The following is a 22,304-nucleotide window of genomic DNA, read 5'->3' as shown; positions in this document are numbered from 1 at the left end:
TCCGGGCGCCCCTGGGTTCGTGGGCCGCCGGGGGCCCCCCCCCCCCCGCCCCCGCGGGCGGGGGGGGCCCCCCGCGGGTTTTGTGCCCCCCCCCCCCCCGGGGGGGCGGCCACGGGGTGCGGGCCCCCCCCCCCGCCGGGTCTCCGAGGTCAGGGGACGATGCGCTCGACCGCGGCCGGGCCCAGTTCGGCCAGTCGGCGGCGGGCCTCCTCGATGTTCTTCTCGGTCAGATCCTTGCCCTCCGCGAGTACCAGGTCCTCGGGGTCGACGGGCGTTTCGGCGCCACTGCGCAGGTCCATCCGCGGCCGGTCGCCATCGGGGATCTCGTTCACGGGAATGCGCTCGTCACTCATCTCGCCGTCCTTGGCTCGGGGGGGTGGGATCGATGCCGGGCGTTCGGCCCTGCGGCACCGCTCCCGACTACCCGTTGCACCACGAGTGGGAACCCGGGAACCCCGCGCCAAACTTTTTATACATCCGTCCTATACATGTGTCTTATACGCTCGTACAGTTCCTGTCATGACCTCCACCACAGCCAAGGCCGGCCGCAAGGAATGGATCGCACTGACGGTCCTGCTCCTCCCGCTCCTGCTCGTGTCGATGGACATGGGCGTGCTGTACTTCGCGCTTCCGTTCATCAGCGAGGATCTGGAGCCCAGCGCCCCGCAGCAGCTCTGGATGATGGACATCTACGGTTTCCTGCTCGCGGGCCTGCTGATCACGATGGGCGCACTCGGCGACCGGATCGGTCGGCGCCGGTTGTTGCTGATCGGCGCGGCGGCCTTCGGGGCCGGCTCGGTGGCCGCGGCCTTCGCGAACAGCGCCGAGACGCTGATCGCCGCCCGGGCGCTGCTCGGGGTGGCCGGTGCCACGCTGATGCCCTCGACCCTGGCGCTGATCCGCAACATGTTCCACGACCCGGCCCAGCGGCGGACCGCGATCGGAGTGTGGACCGCCGCGCTGACTGCGGGCGCCACGCTGGGCCCGGTGGCCGGCGGTCTGCTGCTGGACCACTTCTGGTGGGGTTCGGCGTTCCTGCTCAACGTGCCCGCGATGGTGCTGCTGCTCGCGGTCGGTCCGTCTCTGCTCCCGGAGTTCAAGGACGCCGCCGCCGGTCGGCTGGACCTGATCAGCGCCGGGCTCTCGCTGGTCGCGGTGCTCGGCGTGATCTACGGGATCAAGGAGATCGCGGCCGAGGGCTTCGCGCCGCGCTACCTGGTCGTCATCGTGGTCGGCCTGGTCGTGGGTTACCTCTTCGTCCGCCGCCAGCGCACCATCGCCGACCCGCTGCTCGACCTCGAACTGTTCCGCGATCGGGCCTACGGCGCCTCGATCGCGGTCAACGTGATCGCGAGCATCGCGATGCTGGGCTCCGCGCTGTTCAACACGCAGTACATGCAACTCGTGCTCGGCATGCGGCCGTTGAAGGCGGCGCTGTGGTCGCTGACGGTGATGCCCGGGATCATGGTCGCGCTCACCGTGTCCGGCATCCTGGCCAAGCGGGTGCGGCCCGGCTTCCTGATCGGCGCGGGGCTGCTGCTCGCGGTGGCCGGCTTCCTGGTGATGAGTTCGGCCCGACCGGACTCGCCGCTGGTGCTGGTGCTGGTCGGGGCGGGTCTGGTCGCCGCCGGGGTGCTGATCGCCACCACGCTGACCGCCGAGATGATCCTGACCGCCGCGCCGCCGGAGCGGGCCGGGGCGGCGGGGGCCACTTCGGAGACCGGCAGCGAACTGGGCGGGGCGCTGGGCATCGCGATCCTGGGCAGCATCGCGGACGCGGTGTACGGGCGGGACATGCGGAACACGACCCTCGACGGGGTGCCGGCCGACGCGGCGGACGCCGCGAACGACACGCTGGCGGCGGCGAGCGCGACCGCCGGGCGCATCTCGGGTCGGGCCGGCGACCAACTCCTGGACACCGCGCGGGACGCCTTCACGCACGGCATGCAGTACGCCACCCTGGGCGGCGCGGTCCTGCTCGCGCTGGCCGCGATCGTGGCCACCGCGCTGCTGCGCGGGGTGCCGGTCGCCGCCGAGACGCAGGCGCAGGCGAAGGTGGAGTCGGAGTCGCACGCGCCGGCCGGGACGGCCGCGTCGGTCGCGTCGGTCGTGGGTGGGCCGGTGCCCACCCACTGATCACCCGTCCATCCACACCGCCCGTGGTGGAGGCGGGCGACACCCAACACCCGAAGGCGACCCCGTGTGGGGTCGCCTTTGTGGTGAATACGGGAAATACCGAACGGCCACGGCATATGGCGTGTGGTCAAAGGGGTAAACGCGCCCGATCAGGTCGAATCGGCATTGATTCTCACCATTTCGAGCAGCGAGCCACGCCGAAAGCAGTTGCCCACAGGTTTTCCACAGGATGTGGATCTTCCTTGTGGAAGATCAGCGCGCTGCCCGGCTCCGGCTGTGGATAAACGTCTCCAGTTCGAGGTTTTCGGTGTCCGAAAAGACCCGGTCGGGAATGGTCATCGCCTGGGTGGGGCCGAACTCGAAGATCCACTGGGTATCCACCCGGCGCACTTTGCGGAAGGTGTCCCACGGGGTCGCGCTGCGGCTGCCGCCGAGCGTGGTCACGAACTCCTCGTCGGTCAGCGTGACCTCGCACGGCACGCCGTGCATGTGCCTGTTCTGCCGGGCGGCCTGGATCGGCGCCCAGAACCGCAGCGCGAGCATGGCCAGGCCGAAACCGACGAACGCGAGCGGCCACAACACGGTCGTACCGGTCAGCAGTGCCTTCGTCACCAGGACGACGCCCAGCACCGAGAGCACCGCCCCGGCCCCGAACAGACCCCGGAAGAGGCCGCGTCGAAAGGCGAGCACGCCCTCCGCGATATCGGCCTCGGTCGGGACGTAGGTGGTCGAGATATGCACCCGGCCATGGTCGCACGCGGGTCGGGCCGGGCCGGCTACGGCTACGACTCGCGGGGTTCCGTGGGCGCCGCCTCGGGCGGCGGTGGTTGCGGGGTGTCGCCGGGGCGGGCGTACCACGCGGGTGGGCCCAGGGGCCCGGCCTGCGCGGGCGGCTCGCTCCACGGGCCGCCGGCCGTGTGCCCGGGCGGCTGCCACGGCACGGGCGCGCCGTACACCGGCACGGGCCCCCACGCGGGGTGCGCGGCCGGATGTCGAGCCGGCGGCAGCCACCCGGGCGGCGGGGCGAACGGGCCGGTGCCCGGCGGTGGCCCCCAGCCGGTCGGCGCCCCGTACGGCGCGGCCCCGTACGGCGCCGCGCCCGGCGGGCCGAACGGCGGCATGCCCGGCGCCCACCCGGGCGGCGGCTTGATGTAGCGCCACCTCGGCGACGGCATCGTGTGGTCGATCACCCGTCCCAGGATCGGCTTCGCCGCCCACACCCGATCCAGCAGCTCGCGCTCCTGTTCCGGGTACTCCGGGGCCGGTCCCTTGCGCGAGCGTCCGGCGCGCCGGCGCAGCTCGGCGAGCAGCGTGGCGTCCGCCTGATACGCGCGCAGTCGCGCCGCCCCGGTCGGGCCGAGCATGGCCTTCGCGGTGCGCAGCGCCCGCGAGCGGTCGGCCATCGAGGACAGCAGCAGCGGCTCGTGCGGGCGGAACCAACCCGCCGCGACATAGCCCGGCAACTCGTCCTCGACCGCGCGCAACTGGTCGCGCCGCACGATCACCACGTACCAGACCAGCCCGCCCAGGATCGGCATCATGACCAGGAAGTACACCCCGAGGAAGGCCAGTCCCTGGGTGGCCGAGCCGTTCCAGGCCGCGTGCAGGCCGACCGCGCACACGTAGCCGCCGAGCGGAAGCAGGATCCGCGCCGGTCGGGAGCGGGCCGCCAGCGAGAGGCCGAAGCCCAGCCCGATCATCGAGGTGAACAGCGGATGGGCGAACGGCGACATGATGCCGCGCGCGATGAAGGTGCCCCACGTGGTGCCCAGACCGTCGCCGCTGTCCTCGCTCGCGGCGAACTCCCGGCCGAAGTACAGGACGTTCTCGGTGAACGCGAAGCCCGCGGCGCTGATCGCCGCCGGAATCAGGCCGTCCAGGACGCCGCGGAGCCGGCGCCGGATGGTCAGGAACAGGAGCAGGACCGCGAGTCCCTTGACGCACTCCTCCACCACGGGCGCCACGATGGTCAGCCCGAGCAGCTCGGCGTCCTCTTCACCCTTGAGGTCCATCAGCTTGTCGAAGGACCAACTGTTCGCGAGCAGCGCCACCAGCGCACCGGCACACGAACCCCACGCGAACGCGAAGAGCAGGCTCTTCCACGGCAACGGCCGGACCCGGCCCAGCCACACGATCGCGCTCACCACCAGCGGCGCGGGCACCAGCGCCATCAACGCCCCGACGAGCAGCCCCTGGACGCCGATGGTGTCGCCGAGCATGACCGCGACGGTGACCGCGCAGGCGAGCAGCGCGGTGCCCAGTACGGTTATTCGCGCGGTCTGGTTCGCCGCGAGGGTGCGCAGCCGCGACTTCTCGACCGGCCCGGGCCGGTACAGGGCGAACTCGTACGCGGCCCGGTCCGGAGGGACGGGACCGGCCGGCGAGTCGGGTCCTTGCGATGCGTCCATTGGGGTGACGATAACGCCGCGCGGTGGCGCGGTGCCCCTTCCTCGGGTCGGCTGCCCGGCTCAGCGGCGCCGGAAGAGCAGATCCGCCACCTCGTGGCCCTTGTCCAGTCCCTGCTGTTCGAAGCGGGTGACCGGCCGCCAACTCGGGCGGGGCGCGTAGCCGTCCGCGGTGTTGACCAGTTCGGGCTCGGCGCGGAGCACTTCGAGCATCCATTCCGCGTAGTGCGCCCAGTCGGTCGCGCAGTGCAGGATTCCGCCCGGCGCCAGGCGGGACGCGGCCAGCGCGGCGAAGGCGGGCTGAATCAGCCGGCGCTTGTGGTGTCGGGTCTTGGGCCACGGGTCGGAGAAGAAGACCCGGATGCCCGCGAGGCAGGCCGGCGGCAACATGTCCCGAAGCAATTCGATCGCGTCGCCGTTGGCCACCCGTATGTTCGTCAGCCCGCGGCGCTCGGCGTCGTGCAGCAGGCTGCCCTGACCCGGGGTGTGCACGTCGATGGCGAGCACGTTGGTGCCCGGATCGGCCTCGGCCATCGCCGCCGTCGCCTCGCCCATGCCGAAGCCGATCTCCAGCACCACCGGGCGGTCGTCCCCGAACAACTCGCCGAGGTCGAGCCGCCGGTCCGCGACGTCGAAGCCCCACCGCTCCCACAGCCGATCCAGCGCGTCTCGTTGGGCCAGGGTGACCCGGCCCCGGCGCGGGGTGAAGCTGCGCACGGTCGCGAGGTGGGTGATCGGGCGATCGGTGATCGGGACGCCGGTGGCGGTCGAGGCGCCGGGAAGAGGGGACATAAGACAAGGATTTTACGGCGAATCCCGGGGGCGGCCGATCGTCGGGGGAACCCCCGGCCTCGGCGGCGGCGGGCCCGGCGCCGCGGGCGGCGTCGATCCGACCGGTACCGGCGGTGCTCCGGGCGGGGCCGGCGCCGTACCCGGACGCAGTCGGAACACCGCCCAGAACAGCACCGACGCGACCAGGAACGCGCCGAACAACCACGCCGCGCGCAGCAACATCCCCCGGGTGGCGCCGGTGGTCACCCCGGTCGGGTCGAGCAGCGTGAGCAGGAACAGGAACACCGCGACCGTGTACACGGCCGCCCAGCCCCACCTGCTCCACCGCCACAGCAGGTGACCGTCCAGGAAGCGGATCGGCAACAGGCCGAAGACCAGGCCGATCACCGCGGCGACATAGGTCTGGGTGAGGACGTTCTCGACCAGCACCCAGCCGAAGGCCGGCGTGTCGTCGCCGGCCAGCACGTGTTCGACCGGGATCCGCCACACCCAGGCGCTCGCGCCCAACCCGGCCAGCGCCCACGCGCCCAGCGCGGTGGCCCGCCCCTCCTCGTGCGCGGACATCCGGCGCAGGCCGGCGTGGGTGAAGGCGAGGAACAGTCCGTAGATGTAGCCCGGCACCAGGTGCGCGAGCCGGGACCCGGTGCCCAGCAGCAGCGCGACCACCAGGGCGCCGGGAACCAGGTGCGGGAAGGCGCGGATCCGCGAGACGTGCCGGCGGTACGCCTCGGACACCCCCGCGTAGGCGAGCACGGTGAGCGGGACCGCGATCAGCAGGGACAGCGCGAGCGCGGACGTGCCCGCGTCCAGGGCCACGTTCGGTTCGACCGCGACCGTGCCCAGCGCGGACAGCAGCACGAAGGCGAGCACCTGGAGCCGCGGCGCGCGGGGCAGCGAGCGCGGGCGGGCCGCGCCCGGGCGCAACCGGCGACGGATGCGCAGGCGGTTCTCCTCCACGGTCTTGTTGAACAGTTCGGCGGCGAAGCCCACCAGCGGGAGGGCGAGCACGGCCCCGACGCCGGCGCCGGCCAGTGGCGCGGGGTGGTCGAGCAGGTCGCCGGGGGAGGGCAGGTCGAGCGCGGAGTCGGCGCGGTCGGCGGGTCGGCTCGCCGGGGCGGATGCCGGGTGTCGGGTGGGCAACACGGTGAACGCGAGCCGCACGCTGCCGTCCAGGCGCTCGTCGACACACGCCGCGCTCAGTTCGGCCCGCCCCTCGGGCAGCCCGGCGGGCATGGTCAGCTCGGCGTCGATCCGGCCGTCCGGGCCGACCGGCACCCGGGCCACCTCGCGGTCGCCGCGGCGGATCGCCAGGTCGGCCGGTCCGCCGCCGGTCCGACCGGCGCAGCCGGTGAAGCCGGATCCGGTCGCGCGGATCCGGTCACCGCCGCCGGCCTGTGCGGTGGACAGGGCGAACGTGGCCGGCGGGAGCGTGAGTTCGGCGTCGAGCACGACGTCGGCGTCGACCACGCCGAACTCGGCGTCGTCGGACAGGCAGGACACGGTGAGCCGGTGTGTGCCGCGACTGGGTGTCTGGGGGACGTGTACGCGCAGCGGCTGATACCGGACCAGCGCCTTCGGTCCGTTCGGCTCGGCCGGGGCGTAGAACGAGGTGACGAAGCGGCCGTCCCACAGGAGCGCGCCGTTGTGCGTCGCGGTGGCCGGCCCGCAGCGCAGGTCGGTCCAGACGGTGACCATGGAGTCGGGGGCCGCCGCGGCCGGTTCGAGCACCAGCCGTCGACTCGCCAGGTTCGCCGGCTGCGGCCCGGGGGCCGGGAAGCCGTCCGGGTTGCCCTGCTCGGTCGACGTGTAGTCGAACGTGGTTTCGGCCATCGCCTTCGGGATCGGCTCCCTGCCCCGGTTCGTGCACACCGTGCGGAAACCCTGGACGCCGACGTAGACGGGCGGATCCAGGGTGAAGCGCACGGTGAAGCCCTGCTCTCGCGCGGGATCGATCGGTACGTCCGCCGCGATCAATCGGTCGGCGCCCATCACGTTCGTGCGCAGCCGCGCGTCGTACCCGATCACGTCGACCCGGCCGGTGGGACAGCCGGTGTGACCGGTGCCCCGGAGCGTGACCACGTCGCCGGCACGCAGCGGCCCGCTCGGCGAGACCACCAGCCGGGCGCCCGGGGTGTCGGCGCGTGCGGGCGCGACCGCGCCGAGCAGCGCGCACACCACGAGTACGGCGCCCACGAGCAGGACGCGCGGTACGGCGGATCGCGGTACGGCGGTATTCACGGCCACGTGCAGTCCCCCGATCGGCCGGCCCGCGCCCATGATCGCGTGCCGGCTCAGCGGCCGGCCAGGGCCCCCAGTCGTTCGGCGACCCGAGTGGCGATCTCGTCGCCGATCGGCAGGGACGCGGTGGCGGCGGGCGAGGGCGCGTTCAGGACGTGGATCGTGCGTGGGCCGCCGGTGATCAGGAAGTCGTCGACCAGTTCGCCGTTGGGGCGGACCGCCTGCGCGCGCACTCCCGCCGGCGCCCGGACCAGGTCGTTCGCGGTGACCTCGGGAAGCAGCCGCTGCACCTCGCGCACCATCGCGGGCTTGGCCACCGAGCGCAACAACTCGCCCGCGCCGTACCGCCAGTGCCGACGCGCGATGTGCCACATGCCCGGATAGGCCAGGGTCGCGGCCAACTCGCGCGGCGCGATCCGCGACCACGAGTAGCCCTCGCGACGCAGCGCCAGGACCGCGTTCGGGCCCACGTGCACGTCGCCGTGGACGCCCCGGGTCAGATGTACGCCCAGGAACGGGAAGGCCGGATCCGGCACCGGGTAGACCAGCCCGTGCACCAGCCCGCGTCGCGAGGGCACCAGCTCGTGGTACTCACCGCGGAAGGGCACGATCCGCACCGGCGGCGGGTCGCCCGCCAGCTCGGCGATCCGGTCGCTGTACAACCCCGCGCAGTTGACCAGCACCCGCCCGCGCAACTCGCCGAGCCGGGTCTGTACGACCACCTCGTCCGCGTGCACGGCGAGGTCGACCACCCCCGCCCCGGTGCGCAACGCGACGCCGCGCTCGTGCAACAGGTCGACCAGGGTCCGGCACACGTCGGTGTAGTCGACGATGCCGGTGGAGGCGACGTGCAGTCCGCCGACGGACAACACGTGCGGCTCGCGCTCGCGAACCTGCTCGGTGGTCAGCTCGGTGACCGGCACGCCGTTTGCCAGCCCCCGCTCGAACAGGGTGCGCAGACGCGGGAGTTCGTGCACGCTGGTGGCGACCACGAGCTTCCCGGGGACGTCGTGCGCGATGTCGTGGCGGGCGCAGAAGTCCGTCATCCGGCGGGCGCCCTCGACGGCGAAGCGGGCCTTGAGGCTGCCCGGCCGGTAGTACAGCCCGGAGTGGATCACCCCCGAGTTGCGGCCGGTCTGGTGCGCGGCCCAGGAGGTCTCCTTCTCGACCACGGCCACGGTGCGTCCGGGGTCGCGCTCGGTGAGCGCGTACGCGGTGGCCAGGCCGACGATGCCACCACCGACCACCACCACGTCGTAGGTCAACGTCATGAGCCCACCTCCACCCTGCCGACCCTAGCGGCGCGGGCACGGGCGGGGGAGTCGGGCGGCCCGATGGTGTGCGCCGTCACCGGCCGCGGCGCCACCGTGCCGGGGACCACCACGCGGTGGACGGGGCCGGGGCGGGCTCCGGGGTCGGGTCCGCAGGGGTCGGTACGGGCTCGGGCAGCGGCGCGGCCGGCTCGGGCACCGGGGCCGGCTCGGGTGTCGGCTCGGCGGGTGGGGCCGCCAGGGCGGCCGGGCTCGGCCACGGGGCGCCGCCGTGGATCGGCTTGTCGGGGGTGAAGGCGACCGGCAGGGCGGCGAGGGCGCGGATCCACGGGGAGGCGCGCCAGGTGAGCGCCTCCTGGGGGACGGCCAGATGCAGATCGGGCAGCCGGTCGAGAAGCGTGTCCACGGCGGTCTTGGCGATCAGCCGTGCGTGGTCCTGGGCGGGACACGCGTGCGGGCCGCCACCCCAGGCCAAGTGCGCCCGGTTGCCGGTCAGTTCGGTATCGGGCGTGCGCACCGCGGGGTCGGCGTTGGCGGCCGCGATGCCCAGCAGCAGGAAGTCGCCGCCGCGGATCGGCGTGCCGCCGAGCAGGGTGTCCCGGGTGGCCCAGCGGCCGGCCGCGTTCTGCATCGGCGGGTCCTGCCACAACACCTCGTCGAGTGCCTCGTCGGTGGTGCGCCGGCCGCCGGTGAGGGACGCGTGCAGGGTGTGATCGGTCAGCAGGATGCGCAGCGAGTTGCCGATCCAGTTGGCGGTGGGCTCGGTCGGGGTGATCACGAGCAGGTCCTCGATCACCTCGGCGTCGGTCAGCCCGGAGGGGTGCGCGAGCATCCAGGACGTGACGTCCGCGCCCGGGGTGATGCGCTTGGTCGCGACCAGGTCGGTCATCATCCGGTGCAGGACGGCCTGATGCGCGAGCGCGTCCGGACCGCCGTCGAACATCCCGTTGATCGTCCGGACCAGGTGCGGCCCGTCCGGCGCGGGCATGCCGACGATCCGGCCCATCGCCAACAGCGGCAGCCGCTGTGCGTACTCGGTGAGCAGGTCGGCCTCGCCTCGGGCCACGAACGTGTCGATCAGCGAGTCGGCCATGTGCTCGATCTCGCCGCGCAGGGCCCGCCGATCGACGCGACCCAGGCTGTGCGCGACGGCCGCGCTGCGCCGCCGATGCTCGGGGCCGTCGGCGCACAGGATGGACGGGCGGTACTCGACCATCGGCGACAACGGCCAGTCGGCCGGGACCCGGCCCTTGATCCGGTCGAGCCACAACCGCGAGTCGTGCGAGAACCGGTCCGGATCACGGAGTACGGCCAGCAGTTCGGCATAGCCCAGGACCAGCCACGCACGCACGCCGCCGTCCAGGACGACCGGCGCCACCGGGCCGTGCCGTTCGCGCAGCTCGCGGTACAACCCGGCCGGGTCGGACTCGAAGCGTGGGCCGGACAGGGCCACGAACGGGCAGCCGGATCTCTCGGTCATCTCAGGACACATCCCGCTCTGCCGCTGCCACGGCTGCCGCCGGCGCATATCGGCCCGCCCCCGGTGGGCGACCCGCCCCTACTACGGCCCGGAACCATATCGTGCTCGCGGCCGGCTGCCACCTGTTCGAATCGGACACGAACGGCCTTTTGCCATACGGGAATCGATCTTCGACCCGCGGCCGCGGGGTTCGGTGCCCGCAGCCGGTCGGGCCGGCCTTCGCGGTAATTGGTCGTGGGTGTGCTCGCAATGGCGTACAGTTGTGTTCACCGACGCGGGGTGGAGCAGCTCGGTAGCTCGCTGGGCTCATAACCCAGAGGTCGCAGGTTCAAATCCTGTCCCCGCTACTTGGATCACAGGCCCGACATGAAAATGTCGGGCCTGTGGCGTTTCCCGGGATCGTGCGTCGAGCCGAAAAGGGCGGCACTCGCGCCCGCGGGGTGTGCGGGTGTGCGGCTCAGACGGTGATTCCGCCGACCAGCCTGGCGCGTTCGGTGAAGTCCTTGACCGCGCGCACGTCGGCGTACGGCTTGAGGCCGATCATCAGGTCGTTGAGGTAGGCCGCGTTGCGCGACGAGTGCACCCGGTCGGCGATCTCCAGCGCCTGCCGGCCGGTCGCGCAGGCCGCCTCGATCTCGCCCGCGCGCAACTCGGCCTGCGCCCCCACGGCCAGCCGCAGCCCGTGCGAGCGCTGGTACGCCTCGCCGCGCAGGCCCGCGAGCGCCTGCACGGTGAAGTAGCGGGTGCGCTCGGGCACGCCCAGGTCGCGGTAACACTCGGCGCCGTCCGCGCACAGCCGGTCCCACGTGAAGAAGTCGATCCACTCCGGATCGGGATCGCCCGTCCGGGCCCGCTCCAGGTGGGCCTCGGCCGCGTTGAGCGCGCGCCCGCACCCCGGCGCGTCGCCCGCGCGGGCCTGGGCGCGGGCCTCGACCAGGTGCAGGAAGCCGGTCACCCGGGAGGTCGCGATGCCCTTGTTGCGCTCGATGGCGGCCTGGGCCAGGTCGACCGCGATGTCGGGGTTGCCGCGATAGGTGGCCTGCAGGCTCATCGAGGCGAGCACGTAGCCGCCGAGCGGTACGTCCGCCGCCGCGCGGGCCAGCCGCAGGGCCTGGATGTAGTAGCGCTGGGCGACCTCGTGTTGGCCGGTGTCGAAGGCCATCCACCCGGCCAGCCGGGAGAGTTCGGCGGTGGCGCCGAACAGCCTGCGCCCCACGTCGTCGTGGTAGCTGCCGCGCAGCAGCGGGGTCGCGTCGCAGCGCAGACACTCCGGCACCATCGACGCCCGCCAGTCGCCGCCGCCGTACTTGCTGTCCCAGCGTCGGGCCTCCTCGGCCGCCTCGCGCAGCTTGGTCACATCGCTGTGTCCCACGTGCGACCCGGTGCCGCGATGCTCGGCGCGGGCGTCCGCGGGGGTGATCAGCCAGCGGGCCATCGGGGTGCCGTAGGCGGTGACGGCGAACGTCCCGGCGAGCAACTCGCGTCGATTCACGTGGTCGTGCCTCCACAGGTCGGTGGCGGTGCGAACTGCCTCCCCGACATCGCGTGGGAAGGCCAGACCGAGATCGGGATCCACCGGCCGGCTGTCGTCCAGGCCGATCTCCTCCAGCGGCACCGGGCGACCGAGGCGCTCCGCGAGCACGGCCGCGATCAGGTGCGGCACGGGGCCCTGCGGAGTCATCCCCTTGCCCACCCAGCGGGCCACGGAGGTCTTGTCGTAGCGGAGGGAGAGACCGCGCCGGGCGCCCAGGTCGTTGACCCGGCGGGCGAGCCCGGCATTGCTGACCCCGGCGACACCCAGCAACTCGCCGAGCCGGCCGTTGGGTCCGCGCTCGCGCGGGGGCCGGGGGCGGGGGTCGGCGGACTCCTGGTGCGGGAGTTCGGTGGTGGTGTGGAGGGTGTCGAGGCGTTCGGGGCGCGCCTGCTCGGCGCCGGCCGGGGAATCGCCGAAGGAGCCGTCGGACCCGGCGCCGACGCCTCCGCTCACCACCCCCGGATCCGGGACCTCCCGGTCTCCGTCATCGGGACTCGAACGCCCCGACTGATCCTGCTTGGGACTGCCGCGCATAGTTTGCCCCCAAAGGCAACCCTCCGTCCGCCTCAGCGTAACCGGACCGGCCGGCTCGGGTAAGGGAGATATTCGCCAATCCCGGGAGTGAAGCGACGCGAATTTACGGGTTGTTCCCGGGCGCGTCGCCTGCGGGACAACCCTTGGCCAAGCGATCACCAAGGACGGGCCGCAATCATTGACAGAACGTACTTGACGTCGCGTCAGTACCCAGGCACGGTCAAAAGGCACCATGCGCCGGGTGCGTGTCCCCGTGCGCCGTCGGATGCGCTCTACTCAGGCTTGCCTAACCTTGGTTCCATGGAAGTGTCGGATCACGTACGGCCGGTATCCATGGTGGTTTGCGCGGGGCCATAACCCGGAGGGGGTCGAGATGCGCTGGTTCGCAGGGACGTCCGAGAGTCGGAGCGTTACCCGGCCGACCGGGGCCAGGACGTTGTGGGACGGCTCCGATCCGCTGTGGCTGGTGGGGAATTGGCCTGCGGACGAGGTCCGGGTGGTCAGCCGGGGCGGGATGCGGATGGCGGTGCTGGGCGTGTGCGGCGCCACCGACGCCGAGCTGGAGGTCGGGCTCGCCATCGCCCGCGGCGGCGCGTTGCGACACCTGACCGGGTGGGCCGGCAGCTACCACGTGGTGCTGCGTACCGGCGTGCGGACCGTGGTGCTCGGCGATCTCGCGGGTGTGCGCCAGGTGTTCCACGCCGAGCCGGCCGACGGCGTGGTCTACGCCTCGCACGCGCTCCCGCTCGCCGACCTGACCCGGGCCGGCCTGGACACCGAGGCGTTCGCGGCCCGCCTGGCCTGCCCCGACGTGCCCGAACTGGTCGCCGGCCGCTCGATGTTCGCGGGCGTGAGCCGGCTCGAACCCGGACACGCGCTGGACGTGGGGCACGGGACGGCCCGGGTGCGGCTCTACGAACAGCACCGCTCCCCGCTCGACTTCCCCGGCGCGGCCGACGCGCTGGGTCGGGCGCTGTCCGACGCGGTCGGCCGCCGAGTGGCCGGATCCAAGCGCCCCGGCGCGGATCTGTCCGGCGGCCGGGACTCGGCGGTGCTCGCACTGCTGGGCGCCCGTTCGGTGGCGATGGCCAAATCGCGCGACCTGATCGCGGTCACCTGGGCCGAACCCTGCGCCCCCGGCGACCCGGAGTCCGCGGCCGACATCGTGGCCCGCTCGGCGCGCCTGCGCCACCTGATCGTCCCGGGGGACGTCGACCACCTGCCGTACACCGGCCTGGAGGACGTGCTCACCGGTGCGGTGATGCCCGACGAACCGGGCTTCTCACTGATCGGGATGGCCCGAACCACCCGCACGTTCAACGCCATTCGCGACGCCGGCATCGACATGCACATCACCGGCTACGGCGGTGACGCGGTGCTGGGCACCCCGCTCGCCTACCTCGCCGATCTGGCCATGGACCGGCGCCGGATGACCACCGCCCGGCACGCCCGCACCTGGGCGCGCAACCTGGGCCTGCGCGGCCACGACCTGGCGGGCACCGCGAACCGGGTCGCCCGTACCACCTTCCCCCAGGCACTCGACCAGCTCGCGGAGGTCTTCGCGGGTTCCGGTCGGGTGGACGCGGGTCCGGCCGCCGCGATCGCGTGGTGCACCGCGGCCCCCACGGCGGTCTGGACGACGCCGGACATGCGCCGCCGTCTCGCCGTGTCGCTGCGCCGCCTCGCGGGCGAGTCGGTGGTCTCCGCCGGATCCGTTGTCGCCGCGGACCCGGCGGTCCATGGCCGTCCGGGGGACCGCGCCGCATGGGTCGCGGTCCGCCGGGCGGCGGAACGCCAACGCGCCTGCCAGCAACTCGCCGAGCGCATCGGAGTACGGGTCCAGGCGCCCTATCTGGACACCGCCGTGGTGCGCGCCGGGCTGGCCCTGCCGGCCTGGGCCCGCGATCGGGACGACGGGCCCAGGGCGCTGCTCACCGCGGCCGTCCAGGGGCTGATCCCGCGGCACACCCTGGGCACGGTGCACCGGGCCGACTACACCGAGGCCGAGCGACGCGGGCTGCGCTTGAACGCCCGGGTGCTGCGCGACCTGTTCGCCGACCCGCTGTTGGCCGAACTGGGCGTGCTGGACCCGGTCGAGGTGCGCCGCACCCTCGACCACGCGATCGGCGGCGCGAACCTGGACAAGGGCGAGCCGGCCACCCCCCGCCCCGACCTGCCGCTGGGCGCGCTGGCCGACATCGTCTCGGCCGAACTGTGGCTGCGCGGCGTCTGGGAGGGCCGAGTGATGCGCTGGGACGCGACGCCGAGTTCTGCCCCGGGCGTACGCATCGCGGCTGTCGCGTAGGCGCCGCACCCGTACCTGCACCCGGACCCGGACCCGGACCCGGACCCGGACCCGGACCGACAAGCCGATCCGGGCAAGCCCCGCGGCCACGGGGCCTGCCCGGCGCGCCGGTCGATCCCCCTCATACGTGCGCCCACGCCCGGCCGACCGGCCGGCCGTGGGCGCACAAGACTTTGCGGGCGGCCGGGCCGCCGGGCCGGATGAGCCCGGTCGCCCGTGCGCCCCGACCCGTATGCCGCCCCGCCGCCGCGTCGCCGGTGCGCCGGGCCGCTCGTCACCCCTGTGCGCCCGGGCCCGCTCCCCGAGTCGCCCCTGCGGGGCCGCCCGCTCCGTGCCTCCGTGCCGGCCGTTCCGTCGTCGTGCCCTTGCTCCGCTTTCGGTGCGCACCTAGCATGCGAGCGTGACACCTACCGACCGGTAGGAATGTCCGATCCGGCATGATCCAGCGTGACACCGCAGGGGGAGTACACACATGAGGGACCGGCACCTCGAACCCGAGCACCTCGCCTTTCGCGAATCCGCGCGCGAGTTCTTCCAGCGTGAGGTGGTCCCGTTCCACGACCAGTGGGAGAAGGACGGCATCGTCGACCGCTCGGTCTGGCTCAAGGCCGGCAAGCAGGGGCTGTTGGGCACCGACGTGGACGAGCGCTACGGCGGCGGCGGGGTGGGCGATTTCCGCTACCTCGCGACGTTGTCCGAGGAACTGATCCGGGTGGCCGCGTCGGGGGTGGGCTTCGGGCTGCACAACGAGGTGGTCGCGCCGTACCTCAACGACCTGGCCACCGACGAGCAGAAGCAGCGTTGGTTGCCCGGCTTCTGCTCCGGCGAGATCATCACCGCGATCGCGATGACCGAACCCGGCGCGGGCAGCGACCTCCAGGGCGTGCGGACCACCGCGATCCGGGAGGGCGACCACTACCTGCTCAACGGCGCGAAGACCTTCATCACCAACGGCATCAACGCCGACCTGGTGATCGTGGTCGCCAAGACCGACCCCGAGGCCAAGGGCAGCAAGGGCATCAGCCTGATCGTGGTCGAGCGGGGCATGCCGGGCTTCGAGCGGGGGCGCAACCTGGACAAGATCGGGATGAAGGCGCAGGACACCGCCGAACTGTTCTTCTCCGACGTCCGGGTGCCGCTGAACAACCTGCTCGGTGAGGAGAATCGCGGCTTCTACCACCTGATGAACAACCTGCCGCAGGAACGCCTGGGCATCGCGAGCGCGGCGGTCGCCGGTGCCGAGACGGTCTTCGCGCACACGCTCGAATACGTCAAGACGCGGACGGCGTTCGGCCGCCCGATCGGCTCGTTCCAGAACACCAGGTTCGAACTGGCGGAGATGGACACCGAGTTGGACATCGCGCGGACCTACGTCGACGACTGCATCATGAAGCACGTCGCCGGCGAGCTGGACGCGGTCGCCGCCTCGAAGGCCAAGTGGTGGACCACCGACCTGCAAAAGCGGGTGGTCGACCGCTGTCTGCAACTGCACGGCGGATACGGCTACATGCTCGAATACCCGGTGGCCAAGGCGTTCGTCGACACCCGGGTGCAATCGATCTACGGGGGGACGAACGAGATCATGAAGGAAATCATCGGCCGTTCCCTCGGCATCTGAAGCGGAGCACGAACATGACGGATGGTCCGATGGCCGAGGCGCTGCGGCCCGAAGCGATCACGGCGTGGCTGGCCGAACGGGCCGCGGTGCGCCCGCCGCTGGGCTTCGACCTCGTGCTCGGCGGGCGGTCGAATCTCACCTACGTGGTCTCGGACGCCGACGCGCGCCGCTGGGTGCTGCGCCGGCCCCCGCTGGGGCACGTGCTCGCGACCGCGCACGACATGGGGCGTGAGCACCGGATCCTGGCCGCGCTGGGCTCCGGGCGGACCGACGTGCCGGTGCCGGCGGTGGTCGGTCTGTGCAGCGACGAGACGGTCAACGGCGCGCCGTTCTTCGTGATGGACTTCGTCGACGGGCAGGTGATCCGCTCCGTCGAGGACGCCGCCACCCTGCTCACACCGCAGGCCCGGCGGCGGGCCGGGGAGCAACTCGCGGACGTGCTCGCGGCGATCCACGCCGTGGACGTGGACGCGGTGGGGCTGGGCGAACTCGGCCGGCGCGAGGACTACATCGGGCGCCAGTTGCGCCGCTGGCACCGCCAGTGGGAGGCCACCCGGGTGCCCGGGATCGAGGCGATCGACGACGTGCACGACGCGCTCGCGGCATCCGTCCCCGCCCAGCAGGGCGCCACGATCGTGCACGGCGACTTCCGCCTGGACAACGTCATCCTGGGCCCGGACGGCACCGTGCGCGCGGTGCTGGACTGGGAACTGTGCACGCTCGGCGACCCGCTCGCCGACGTGGGCACCACGCTGATGTACTGGGTCGAGGCGGGCGAGGACGGCACACTGCTGCCCGCCGACGGCACCGCGAGCGAGGGCTTCATCGACCGGGCCGCGTTCGCCGCGCGCTACGCGGCGGCCACCGGTCGGGACCTGTCGCACATCCGCTGGTATCAGGCGTTCGCGTGCTGGCGGCTCGCCTGCATCCTGGCCGGCGTGCTCGATCGATACTCCGCCGGCGCGATGGGCGAGCAGGACGCGGCCGGGCCGTTCACCGTCGACGGGCTGCGCGCGTTGGCCACTCGCGCGCAGGAGATCCTCGCGCACGCCTGACCGCCGTCCGGGTGGCGTTCGCGCGCGGAGGTGAGCGCGCGACATTCGGGTGGTATGGGGCCCTCCACATCCGGATTCGGTGACGAGGAGGGCCCATGGCCGACGCTGAGCCGAAGGGCGTCGTGGTCGGCGTGGACGGGTCGGAGCCGGCCCGGCGGGCGTTGGACTGGGCGATGACCGAGGCCGAGCTGCGCGGGTTGCCGCTCTACGTGGTGACCGCGCAGCCCGCGACCCCCGGTTATGTGGTGCTCGCGCCCGGCCCGCACTACCAGGAGGACCTCGAACGGGTGCTCGCCGAATTGCGGATCCGGACCGAGACCACGGTGGCCGAGGTGAACGGCGAACGCGAACGGCCGTTCGGCGGACAGGCCGTGGTCCAGGTGTACTCGGGCACGGCGACCGAGGTGTTGCTCGGGATGTCCGAGCGGCACGAGATGGTCGTGGTGGGTTCGCGTGGCTCGGGCGGTTTCTCCCGCCTGCTGCTCGGCTCGGTCAGCACGGCGGTGGTGCACCACGCGGCCTGTCCGGTGCTCGTGGTGCGTAGTTGATCGGTTTGTCGGATCTCGACCGAGACCTGCTCGACCGATACTGCCTCACTCGGGACTGCCTCGACCGAGACTGCCTCAACTGAGAAAAAGGGTGTCCAACTCGTCCTGCGTGAACGGCTTCCCGGGCAGCGGGGACGAGTGTCCCGCGTGCAGGCCGTCGAGCAGGATTTCCAGATAGCGACCGGCGATGGTCAGTCGTTGTGGGTGTGGAAGCCCCGACGGGGGCAGCAGACACGACATCATCAGCGATATGTCGGCGTCCGAGACGTCCGCTCGGAGCAGCCCGCAGGACTTGGCCTGATCGACCAACATGCCCACCGCGTCGTTGAGTTCGGCGCGCGAGGAACTCATCTCCTCGGTCACCGGGACCCGCCCGCTCAGCGCGGGGAACAGTCGGCCGGCACCCGAGCCGACCGCGCGGCGTAAGTATCTGGCGAGTGCGGACCACGCGTCCGGTTCCTCGTCCAACGCGTTGACCGCCTCGGCGGTCAGTCGGTTGGTCTCGGCGATCATGATGCGTTGGACCAGTGCCTCCTTGCCGGTGAAGCGGCGGTAGATGGTGCCCACCCCCACGCCGGCACGGCGGGCTATCTCCTCCATCGGAGCGTCGTAGCCCAGCTCGCCGAACACCTCGCGGGCCGCCCGGAGCACCTGCTCCAGATTGCGTCGGGCGTCGGTGCGCAACTGCGGCGACGGCTCGGCCGGCCTGCTTCGTTGCGGCTTGCGAGCCGGTGGAATCGTCGTTGTGTGTCGACCTCCGACGCCGTCGCCGCCGGTGTCCTGCGTCTTCGTGGTACGCGTACGCGAAGCGCCGCTCATAGCGTCTCCCCCGGAAGGCAAGTGTGTCGATTCCCCCACCAGACCCCGCTTTGCCCAGGGCGTCGAGACTACCCGAACCGACCCCACCCCAGAAGCGGAATCCGACAGCACGGTTGTGAAGATATCGCTGACCGCTGACCTCTCGTCACCACCCGTACGGGGCACACAAACCCGACGAACACCTGTCTGTGGCCCTCGGAAAGGGGCAGAGTGGAACGCATGACGACCTCGACTCGGCCCGAGCGCATCCTGATCGTCGGCGGTGGCTACGTCGGCCTGTACACGGCCCTTCGCCTGCAACGGAAACTCAAGGCGGGAGAGGCGACGGTGACCGTCGTCGAACCGCAGTCGTACATGACGTACCAGCCGTTCCTCCCGGAGGCCGCGGCCGGCGCCATCTCGCCGCGCCACGTGGTCGTCCCGCTGCGCTCGGTGCTGCCCAAGTGCCGCATCGTCACCGGCACCGTGGAACACGTGAACCACGCGAAGAAGACCGCGACCATCGAACTGCTCGGCGGCGAGACCTACGACGCCTCCTACGACCTGCTCGTGGTCGCGCCCGGCTCGGTCGCGCGAACCCTGCCGATCCCGGGGCTCGCCGAGTGGGGCATCGGCTTCAAGACCGTCGAGGAGGCCATCGCGCTGCGCAACCACGTGCTCGAACAGATGGACACCGCCTCCTCGACCCGGGACCCCTCGATCCGCGACCACGCGTTGACCTTCGTCTTCGTCGGCGGCGGCTACGCGGGAGTGGAGGCACTCGCCGAGCTGGAGGACATGGCCCGCTACGCGTGCCGGTACTACCACAACATCACCCCGGCGGACATGCGCTGGATCCTGGTCGAGGCATCGCCGCGGATCCTGCCCGAGGTGGGCGAGGACATGGGCCGGTACACGGTCGCCGAGCTGCGTCGACGGGGCATCGACGTACGCCTGAACACTCGGCTGGAGTCGGCCCGCGACCGGCACGTGGTGCTCTCGGACGGCACCGAGGTCGACGCGAGCACGCTGGTGTGGACGGCGGGCGTCAAGCCCAGCCCGATGTTGATCGCCACCGATCTGCCGCTGGACGACAAGGGTCGGCTCAAGGCGCGCGCGACGCTCGAGGTGGAGGGGGTCCCGGGGGTATGGACGGCGGGCGACTGCGCGGCGGTGCCCGATCTGACCAAGCCGGGCGAGGAGTTCACCGGTCCCAGCGCGCAACACGCGGTGCGCCAGGCGCGGGTGCTCGCGGACAACATCATCGCGACGCTGCGCCGGCAACCGCAGCAGCAGTATCGGCACAAGCACGTGGGCTCGGTGGCCTCGCTCGGCCTGCACAAGGGCGTCGCGCAGGTCTACGGGATCAAGACCAAGGGTCTGCCGGCCTGGTTCATGCACCGCACGTATCACCTCAGCCGCGTGCCCACGCTGAACCGCAAGATGCGCATCATGGCGGAATGGACACTGGCCCTGATGTTCCGGCGCGAGATCGTCTCGCTGGGTTCGATCGAACACCCGCGTGCCGAGTTCGAGTACGCCACCCGAGGCGACCGCAAGCCCACCAGGTAGGGACGATCGACCGGCGGGCTCGTAGGCTGAAGCGTCGCCCGAGGGTCGAGCGACTCGCGACCGGGTCCCGTACATTGCCACAGCGCACTCCTGTGGTACCCCGAACGGGGGCCCGGCCTCGGGGTGTGATTCCCTCACGGCCGACTTTCGCCCACACTGGTGATGTCACCTGCGGTAAACCTCCATGCGCTTTGCGTGAACGAACTCTCTAGGAAGCGAGCGGTTGAACATCACTCGGTGGGGCGCCCGGCTGGCCGGTGACCGGCGCCGCTCGGTGCCGGCGGCACGCAGCCAGGAATCGAACGACACCTTCCCGTTGCGCGACGTGCTGGCCCACGCGCCCGCGTTGATCGCGGTCACCCGAGGGTCGAACCACGAGCTGTGTTACGTCAACGACGCCTACCGGGCGGTCTTCGGCGCGCGCAGAGCGGGTGTGCCGGCCCGGGACGCGCTGCCCGAACTCGCCGAGCACGGGCTGCTGACGCTGATGGATCAGGTCTATCGGACCGGACGCGGGCGGACCGTGCGGGCCCGGCGGGTCGACCATCGCGGCGAGACGTACCCGGGCATGCCGGAGAGCGAGCGCAGGCACGGCTACTACACGTTCGTCTGCACGCCGGTCCGTCCCGAGGCGGCCGGCCGCGGCGGCGACACCCGGGGCGTGCTGGTCTTCGCGGTCGACGTCACCGACCAGGTCCAGGCCACCGACCGACTGCGGGAGAGCGAGCGGCGGCACCGGCAGGCCGCGGTCACCCTGCAACGCAGCCTGCTGCCACAGCGGTTGGAGAACCCCGACGACCTGATCGTGGCCGCCAAGTATCTGCCCGGCGGCACCGACGCGGCGGTCGGCGGCGACTGGTACGACGTGATCACCCTGGGCGCGGGCCGCACCGCGCTGGTGATCGGCGACGTGATGGGCCGGGGGGTGCGCGCCGCCGCGGTGATGGGCCAACTGCGTACGGCGGTGCGGGCGTACGCGCGGCTGGACCTGCCACCGCACGAGATCCTGCAACTGCTCGACGAGACCGCGATGGAGATCGACGCGACCCAGATCGCCACCTGCGCCTATGCGGTCTACGACCCGGGCGAGGGCGTGCTGACCTACTCGACGGCGGGCCATCTGCCGCCGTTGGTTCGCGACGGCGAGGACGTGATCCACAAGCTGGACGACGCGAACGGGCCGCCGCTGGGCACCGGTGCGAGCTGGCCGCACACCTCCGGGCGGATCACCCTCGATCCGGGCTCGACCGTGGTGCTGTACACGGACGGCCTGGTCGAGCGCCGCGGCGAGGACCTGGACGAGGGCATCGACACGCTGGGCGCCGCGTTGTTGTCGTCGGTGGGCGAACCCGAGGCGGTCCGCGACCACCTGATCGCGCACATGCAGTTGCCCGAGGAACACGACGACGACATGGCGATGCTGGTGCTGCAACTGCCGCGCCGCGAGGGGGCCCAGGCGCGGCTGTTCCGGACCGCGTCGCTGGACCTGCTGGGCGGCAGCGAGGTGGCCGCGCGCGGGCGGGCGTTCACGTCGGGGGTGCTGGCGAGTTGGCAGGTCGGCGAGGAACTGCGCGAGATGGGCGTGCTCGCGGTGAGCGAGTTCGTGGCGAACGCGCTCACGCATGGGGCGGCGCCGATGCGGTTGCGCCTTCGGCGCACCGATCGGCGGTTGATCGTCGAGGTTTCCGACGCGGACGATCACGTGCCTCGGCGGCGGCGGGCTGCGGCGGACGACGAGAGTGGGCGGGGGGTGGCGATCGTGGCGACGATCGCGAAGTCGTGGGGGAGTCGGCTCACGGATGAAGGCAAGACGGTCTGGTGCGAGTTCCCGTTGGGTTGACCGGGGGTTTTGGCCTCATGCGCCGGCCTGGCTGGTTCGCCTCAAGCGCCGGCGGGGCTGGTTTGGCCTCATGTGCCGGCCGGGCTGTTTCGCCTCAAGCGCCGGCGGGGCTGAGTGGCCTCAAACGCCGGCCGGGCTGGTTCGCCTCAAACGCCGGCGGGGCTGGGTGGCCTCAAGC

Annotated in this window: 16 protein-coding genes and 1 tRNA gene; 8 read left to right on the top strand and 9 right to left on the bottom strand. The window is 72.2% G+C overall.

What is annotated here, in order from left to right:
• Positions 1-149: 149 nt before the first annotated feature.
• Entirely contained in the window at positions 150-353 is a 204-nt protein-coding gene (locus tag ACFXMF_RS27375) for a hypothetical protein (RefSeq protein WP_360311989.1), read from the bottom strand.
• A 166-nt stretch (positions 354-519) separates the two neighbouring features.
• Between ACFXMF_RS27375 and ACFXMF_RS27370 the strand changes: the two genes are divergently transcribed.
• Positions 520-2,136 carry an MFS transporter gene (locus ACFXMF_RS27370; RefSeq protein ID WP_379991385.1) on the top strand — a complete coding sequence of 539 codons (1,617 nt, stop codon included), beginning with the start codon at positions 520-522 and terminating at the stop codon, positions 2,134-2,136.
• Positions 2,137-2,388: 252 nt separating this feature from the next.
• Here ACFXMF_RS27370 and ACFXMF_RS27365 read toward each other — a convergent pair whose 3' ends face one another.
• From ACFXMF_RS27365 to ACFXMF_RS27340, 6 genes are all read right to left on the bottom strand, one after another.
• Positions 2,389-2,877: a YcxB family protein gene (locus ACFXMF_RS27365; protein ID WP_360311985.1), complete on the bottom strand. Its 489-nt coding sequence runs from the start codon at positions 2,875-2,877 to the stop codon at positions 2,389-2,391.
• A gap of 41 nt (positions 2,878-2,918) precedes the next feature.
• Complete coding sequence (locus tag ACFXMF_RS27360) at positions 2,919-4,544, bottom strand: PrsW family intramembrane metalloprotease (protein ID WP_360311983.1); 1,626 nt, start codon at positions 4,542-4,544, stop codon at positions 2,919-2,921.
• A 60-nt stretch (positions 4,545-4,604) separates the two neighbouring features.
• The gene (gene trmB / locus ACFXMF_RS27355) at positions 4,605-5,333 is read right to left on the bottom strand and encodes a tRNA (guanosine(46)-N7)-methyltransferase TrmB (protein ID WP_360311981.1); all 729 of its coding nucleotides are present in this window, start codon (positions 5,331-5,333) and stop codon (positions 4,605-4,607) included.
• A 12-nt stretch (positions 5,334-5,345) separates the two neighbouring features.
• The gene (locus ACFXMF_RS27350; protein WP_379991384.1) at positions 5,346-7,577 is read right to left on the bottom strand and encodes an FGLLP motif-containing membrane protein; all 2,232 of its coding nucleotides are present in this window, start codon (positions 7,575-7,577) and stop codon (positions 5,346-5,348) included.
• A 47-nt stretch (positions 7,578-7,624) separates the two neighbouring features.
• Complete coding sequence (gene lhgO / locus ACFXMF_RS27345) at positions 7,625-8,842, bottom strand: L-2-hydroxyglutarate oxidase (RefSeq protein WP_379991383.1); 1,218 nt, start codon at positions 8,840-8,842, stop codon at positions 7,625-7,627.
• A gap of 76 nt (positions 8,843-8,918) precedes the next feature.
• On the bottom strand, positions 8,919-10,322 hold the full coding sequence (locus ACFXMF_RS27340; RefSeq protein ID WP_379991382.1) for a cytochrome P450: 1,404 nt from the start codon (positions 10,320-10,322) through the stop codon (positions 8,919-8,921).
• A 273-nt stretch (positions 10,323-10,595) separates the two neighbouring features.
• Here ACFXMF_RS27340 and ACFXMF_RS27335 point away from each other — a divergent pair.
• Positions 10,596-10,669: transfer RNA gene (locus ACFXMF_RS27335), tRNA-Met, on the top strand.
• A 110-nt stretch (positions 10,670-10,779) separates the two neighbouring features.
• Here ACFXMF_RS27335 and ACFXMF_RS27330 read toward each other — a convergent pair.
• Positions 10,780-12,126: an MFS transporter gene (locus tag ACFXMF_RS27330; protein ID WP_360312193.1), complete on the bottom strand. Its 1,347-nt coding sequence runs from the start codon at positions 12,124-12,126 to the stop codon at positions 10,780-10,782.
• Between the two features lie 637 nt (positions 12,127-12,763).
• Between ACFXMF_RS27330 and ACFXMF_RS27325 the strand changes: the two genes are divergently transcribed.
• The 4 genes from ACFXMF_RS27325 (at position 12,764) to ACFXMF_RS27310 (ending at position 17,916) form a co-directional block, all read left to right on the top strand.
• On the top strand, positions 12,764-14,695 hold the full coding sequence (locus ACFXMF_RS27325) for an asparagine synthase-related protein (protein WP_360311973.1): 1,932 nt from the start codon (positions 12,764-12,766) through the stop codon (positions 14,693-14,695).
• Positions 14,696-15,167: 472 nt separating this feature from the next.
• A complete protein-coding gene (locus ACFXMF_RS27320; protein ID WP_360311971.1) occupies positions 15,168-16,313 on the top strand; it encodes an acyl-CoA dehydrogenase family protein in 1,146 nt (381 codons plus the stop codon).
• 14 nt (positions 16,314-16,327) lie between these two features.
• Positions 16,328-17,368 (top strand): phosphotransferase family protein, encoded by a 1,041-nt coding sequence (locus ACFXMF_RS27315; RefSeq protein WP_360311969.1) that lies wholly within the window; start codon positions 16,328-16,330, stop codon positions 17,366-17,368.
• Positions 17,369-17,463: 95 nt separating this feature from the next.
• A complete protein-coding gene (locus ACFXMF_RS27310; protein WP_360311967.1) occupies positions 17,464-17,916 on the top strand; it encodes a universal stress protein in 453 nt (150 codons plus the stop codon).
• A gap of 75 nt (positions 17,917-17,991) precedes the next feature.
• Here ACFXMF_RS27310 and ACFXMF_RS27305 read toward each other — a convergent pair whose 3' ends face one another.
• Positions 17,992-18,735 (bottom strand): helix-turn-helix domain-containing protein, encoded by a 744-nt coding sequence (locus ACFXMF_RS27305; RefSeq protein WP_360311965.1) that lies wholly within the window; start codon positions 18,733-18,735, stop codon positions 17,992-17,994.
• 219 nt (positions 18,736-18,954) lie between these two features.
• Here ACFXMF_RS27305 and ACFXMF_RS27300 point away from each other — a divergent pair, with 219 nt between their 5' ends.
• Positions 18,955-20,286 (top strand): NAD(P)/FAD-dependent oxidoreductase, encoded by a 1,332-nt coding sequence (locus tag ACFXMF_RS27300; protein WP_360311963.1) that lies wholly within the window; start codon positions 18,955-18,957, stop codon positions 20,284-20,286.
• Positions 20,287-20,509: 223 nt separating this feature from the next.
• Positions 20,510-22,126, top strand: a complete 1,617-nt coding sequence (locus tag ACFXMF_RS27295) for a SpoIIE family protein phosphatase (protein WP_360311961.1) — start codon at positions 20,510-20,512, stop codon at positions 22,124-22,126.
• The last annotated feature ends 178 nt before the right edge of the window (positions 22,127-22,304 follow it).

Origin of the sequence: Embleya sp. NPDC059213 (genome assembly GCF_042754445.1) — a bacterium.
GTDB lineage: Bacteria > Actinomycetota > Actinomycetes > Streptomycetales > Streptomycetaceae > Embleya.
This window is presented reverse-complemented; position numbering and strand designations above follow the sequence as displayed.

Coding starts and splice junctions, on each gene's coding strand:
- ACFXMF_RS27305 (WP_360311965.1), bottom strand. CDS start 18,735: ATGAGCGGCGCTTCGCGTACGCGTACCACGAAGACGCAGGACACCGGC.
- ACFXMF_RS27320 (WP_360311971.1), top strand. CDS start 15,168: ATGAGGGACCGGCACCTCGAACCCGAGCACCTCGCCTTTCGCGAATCC.
- trmB (WP_360311981.1), bottom strand. CDS start 5,333: ATGTCCCCTCTTCCCGGCGCCTCGACCGCCACCGGCGTCCCGATCACC.
- ACFXMF_RS27300 (WP_360311963.1), top strand. CDS start 18,955: ATGACGACCTCGACTCGGCCCGAGCGCATCCTGATCGTCGGCGGTGGC.
- ACFXMF_RS27310 (WP_360311967.1), top strand. CDS start 17,464: ATGGCCGACGCTGAGCCGAAGGGCGTCGTGGTCGGCGTGGACGGGTCG.
- ACFXMF_RS27340 (WP_379991382.1), bottom strand. CDS start 10,322: ATGACCGAGAGATCCGGCTGCCCGTTCGTGGCCCTGTCCGGCCCACGC.
- ACFXMF_RS27325 (WP_360311973.1), top strand. CDS start 12,764: ATGCGCTGGTTCGCAGGGACGTCCGAGAGTCGGAGCGTTACCCGGCCG.
- lhgO (WP_379991383.1), bottom strand. CDS start 8,842: ATGACGTTGACCTACGACGTGGTGGTGGTCGGTGGTGGCATCGTCGGC.
- ACFXMF_RS27370 (WP_379991385.1), top strand. CDS start 520: ATGACCTCCACCACAGCCAAGGCCGGCCGCAAGGAATGGATCGCACTG.
- ACFXMF_RS27360 (WP_360311983.1), bottom strand. CDS start 4,544: ATGGACGCATCGCAAGGACCCGACTCGCCGGCCGGTCCCGTCCCTCCG.
- ACFXMF_RS27375 (WP_360311989.1), bottom strand. CDS start 353: ATGAGTGACGAGCGCATTCCCGTGAACGAGATCCCCGATGGCGACCGG.
- ACFXMF_RS27315 (WP_360311969.1), top strand. CDS start 16,328: ATGACGGATGGTCCGATGGCCGAGGCGCTGCGGCCCGAAGCGATCACG.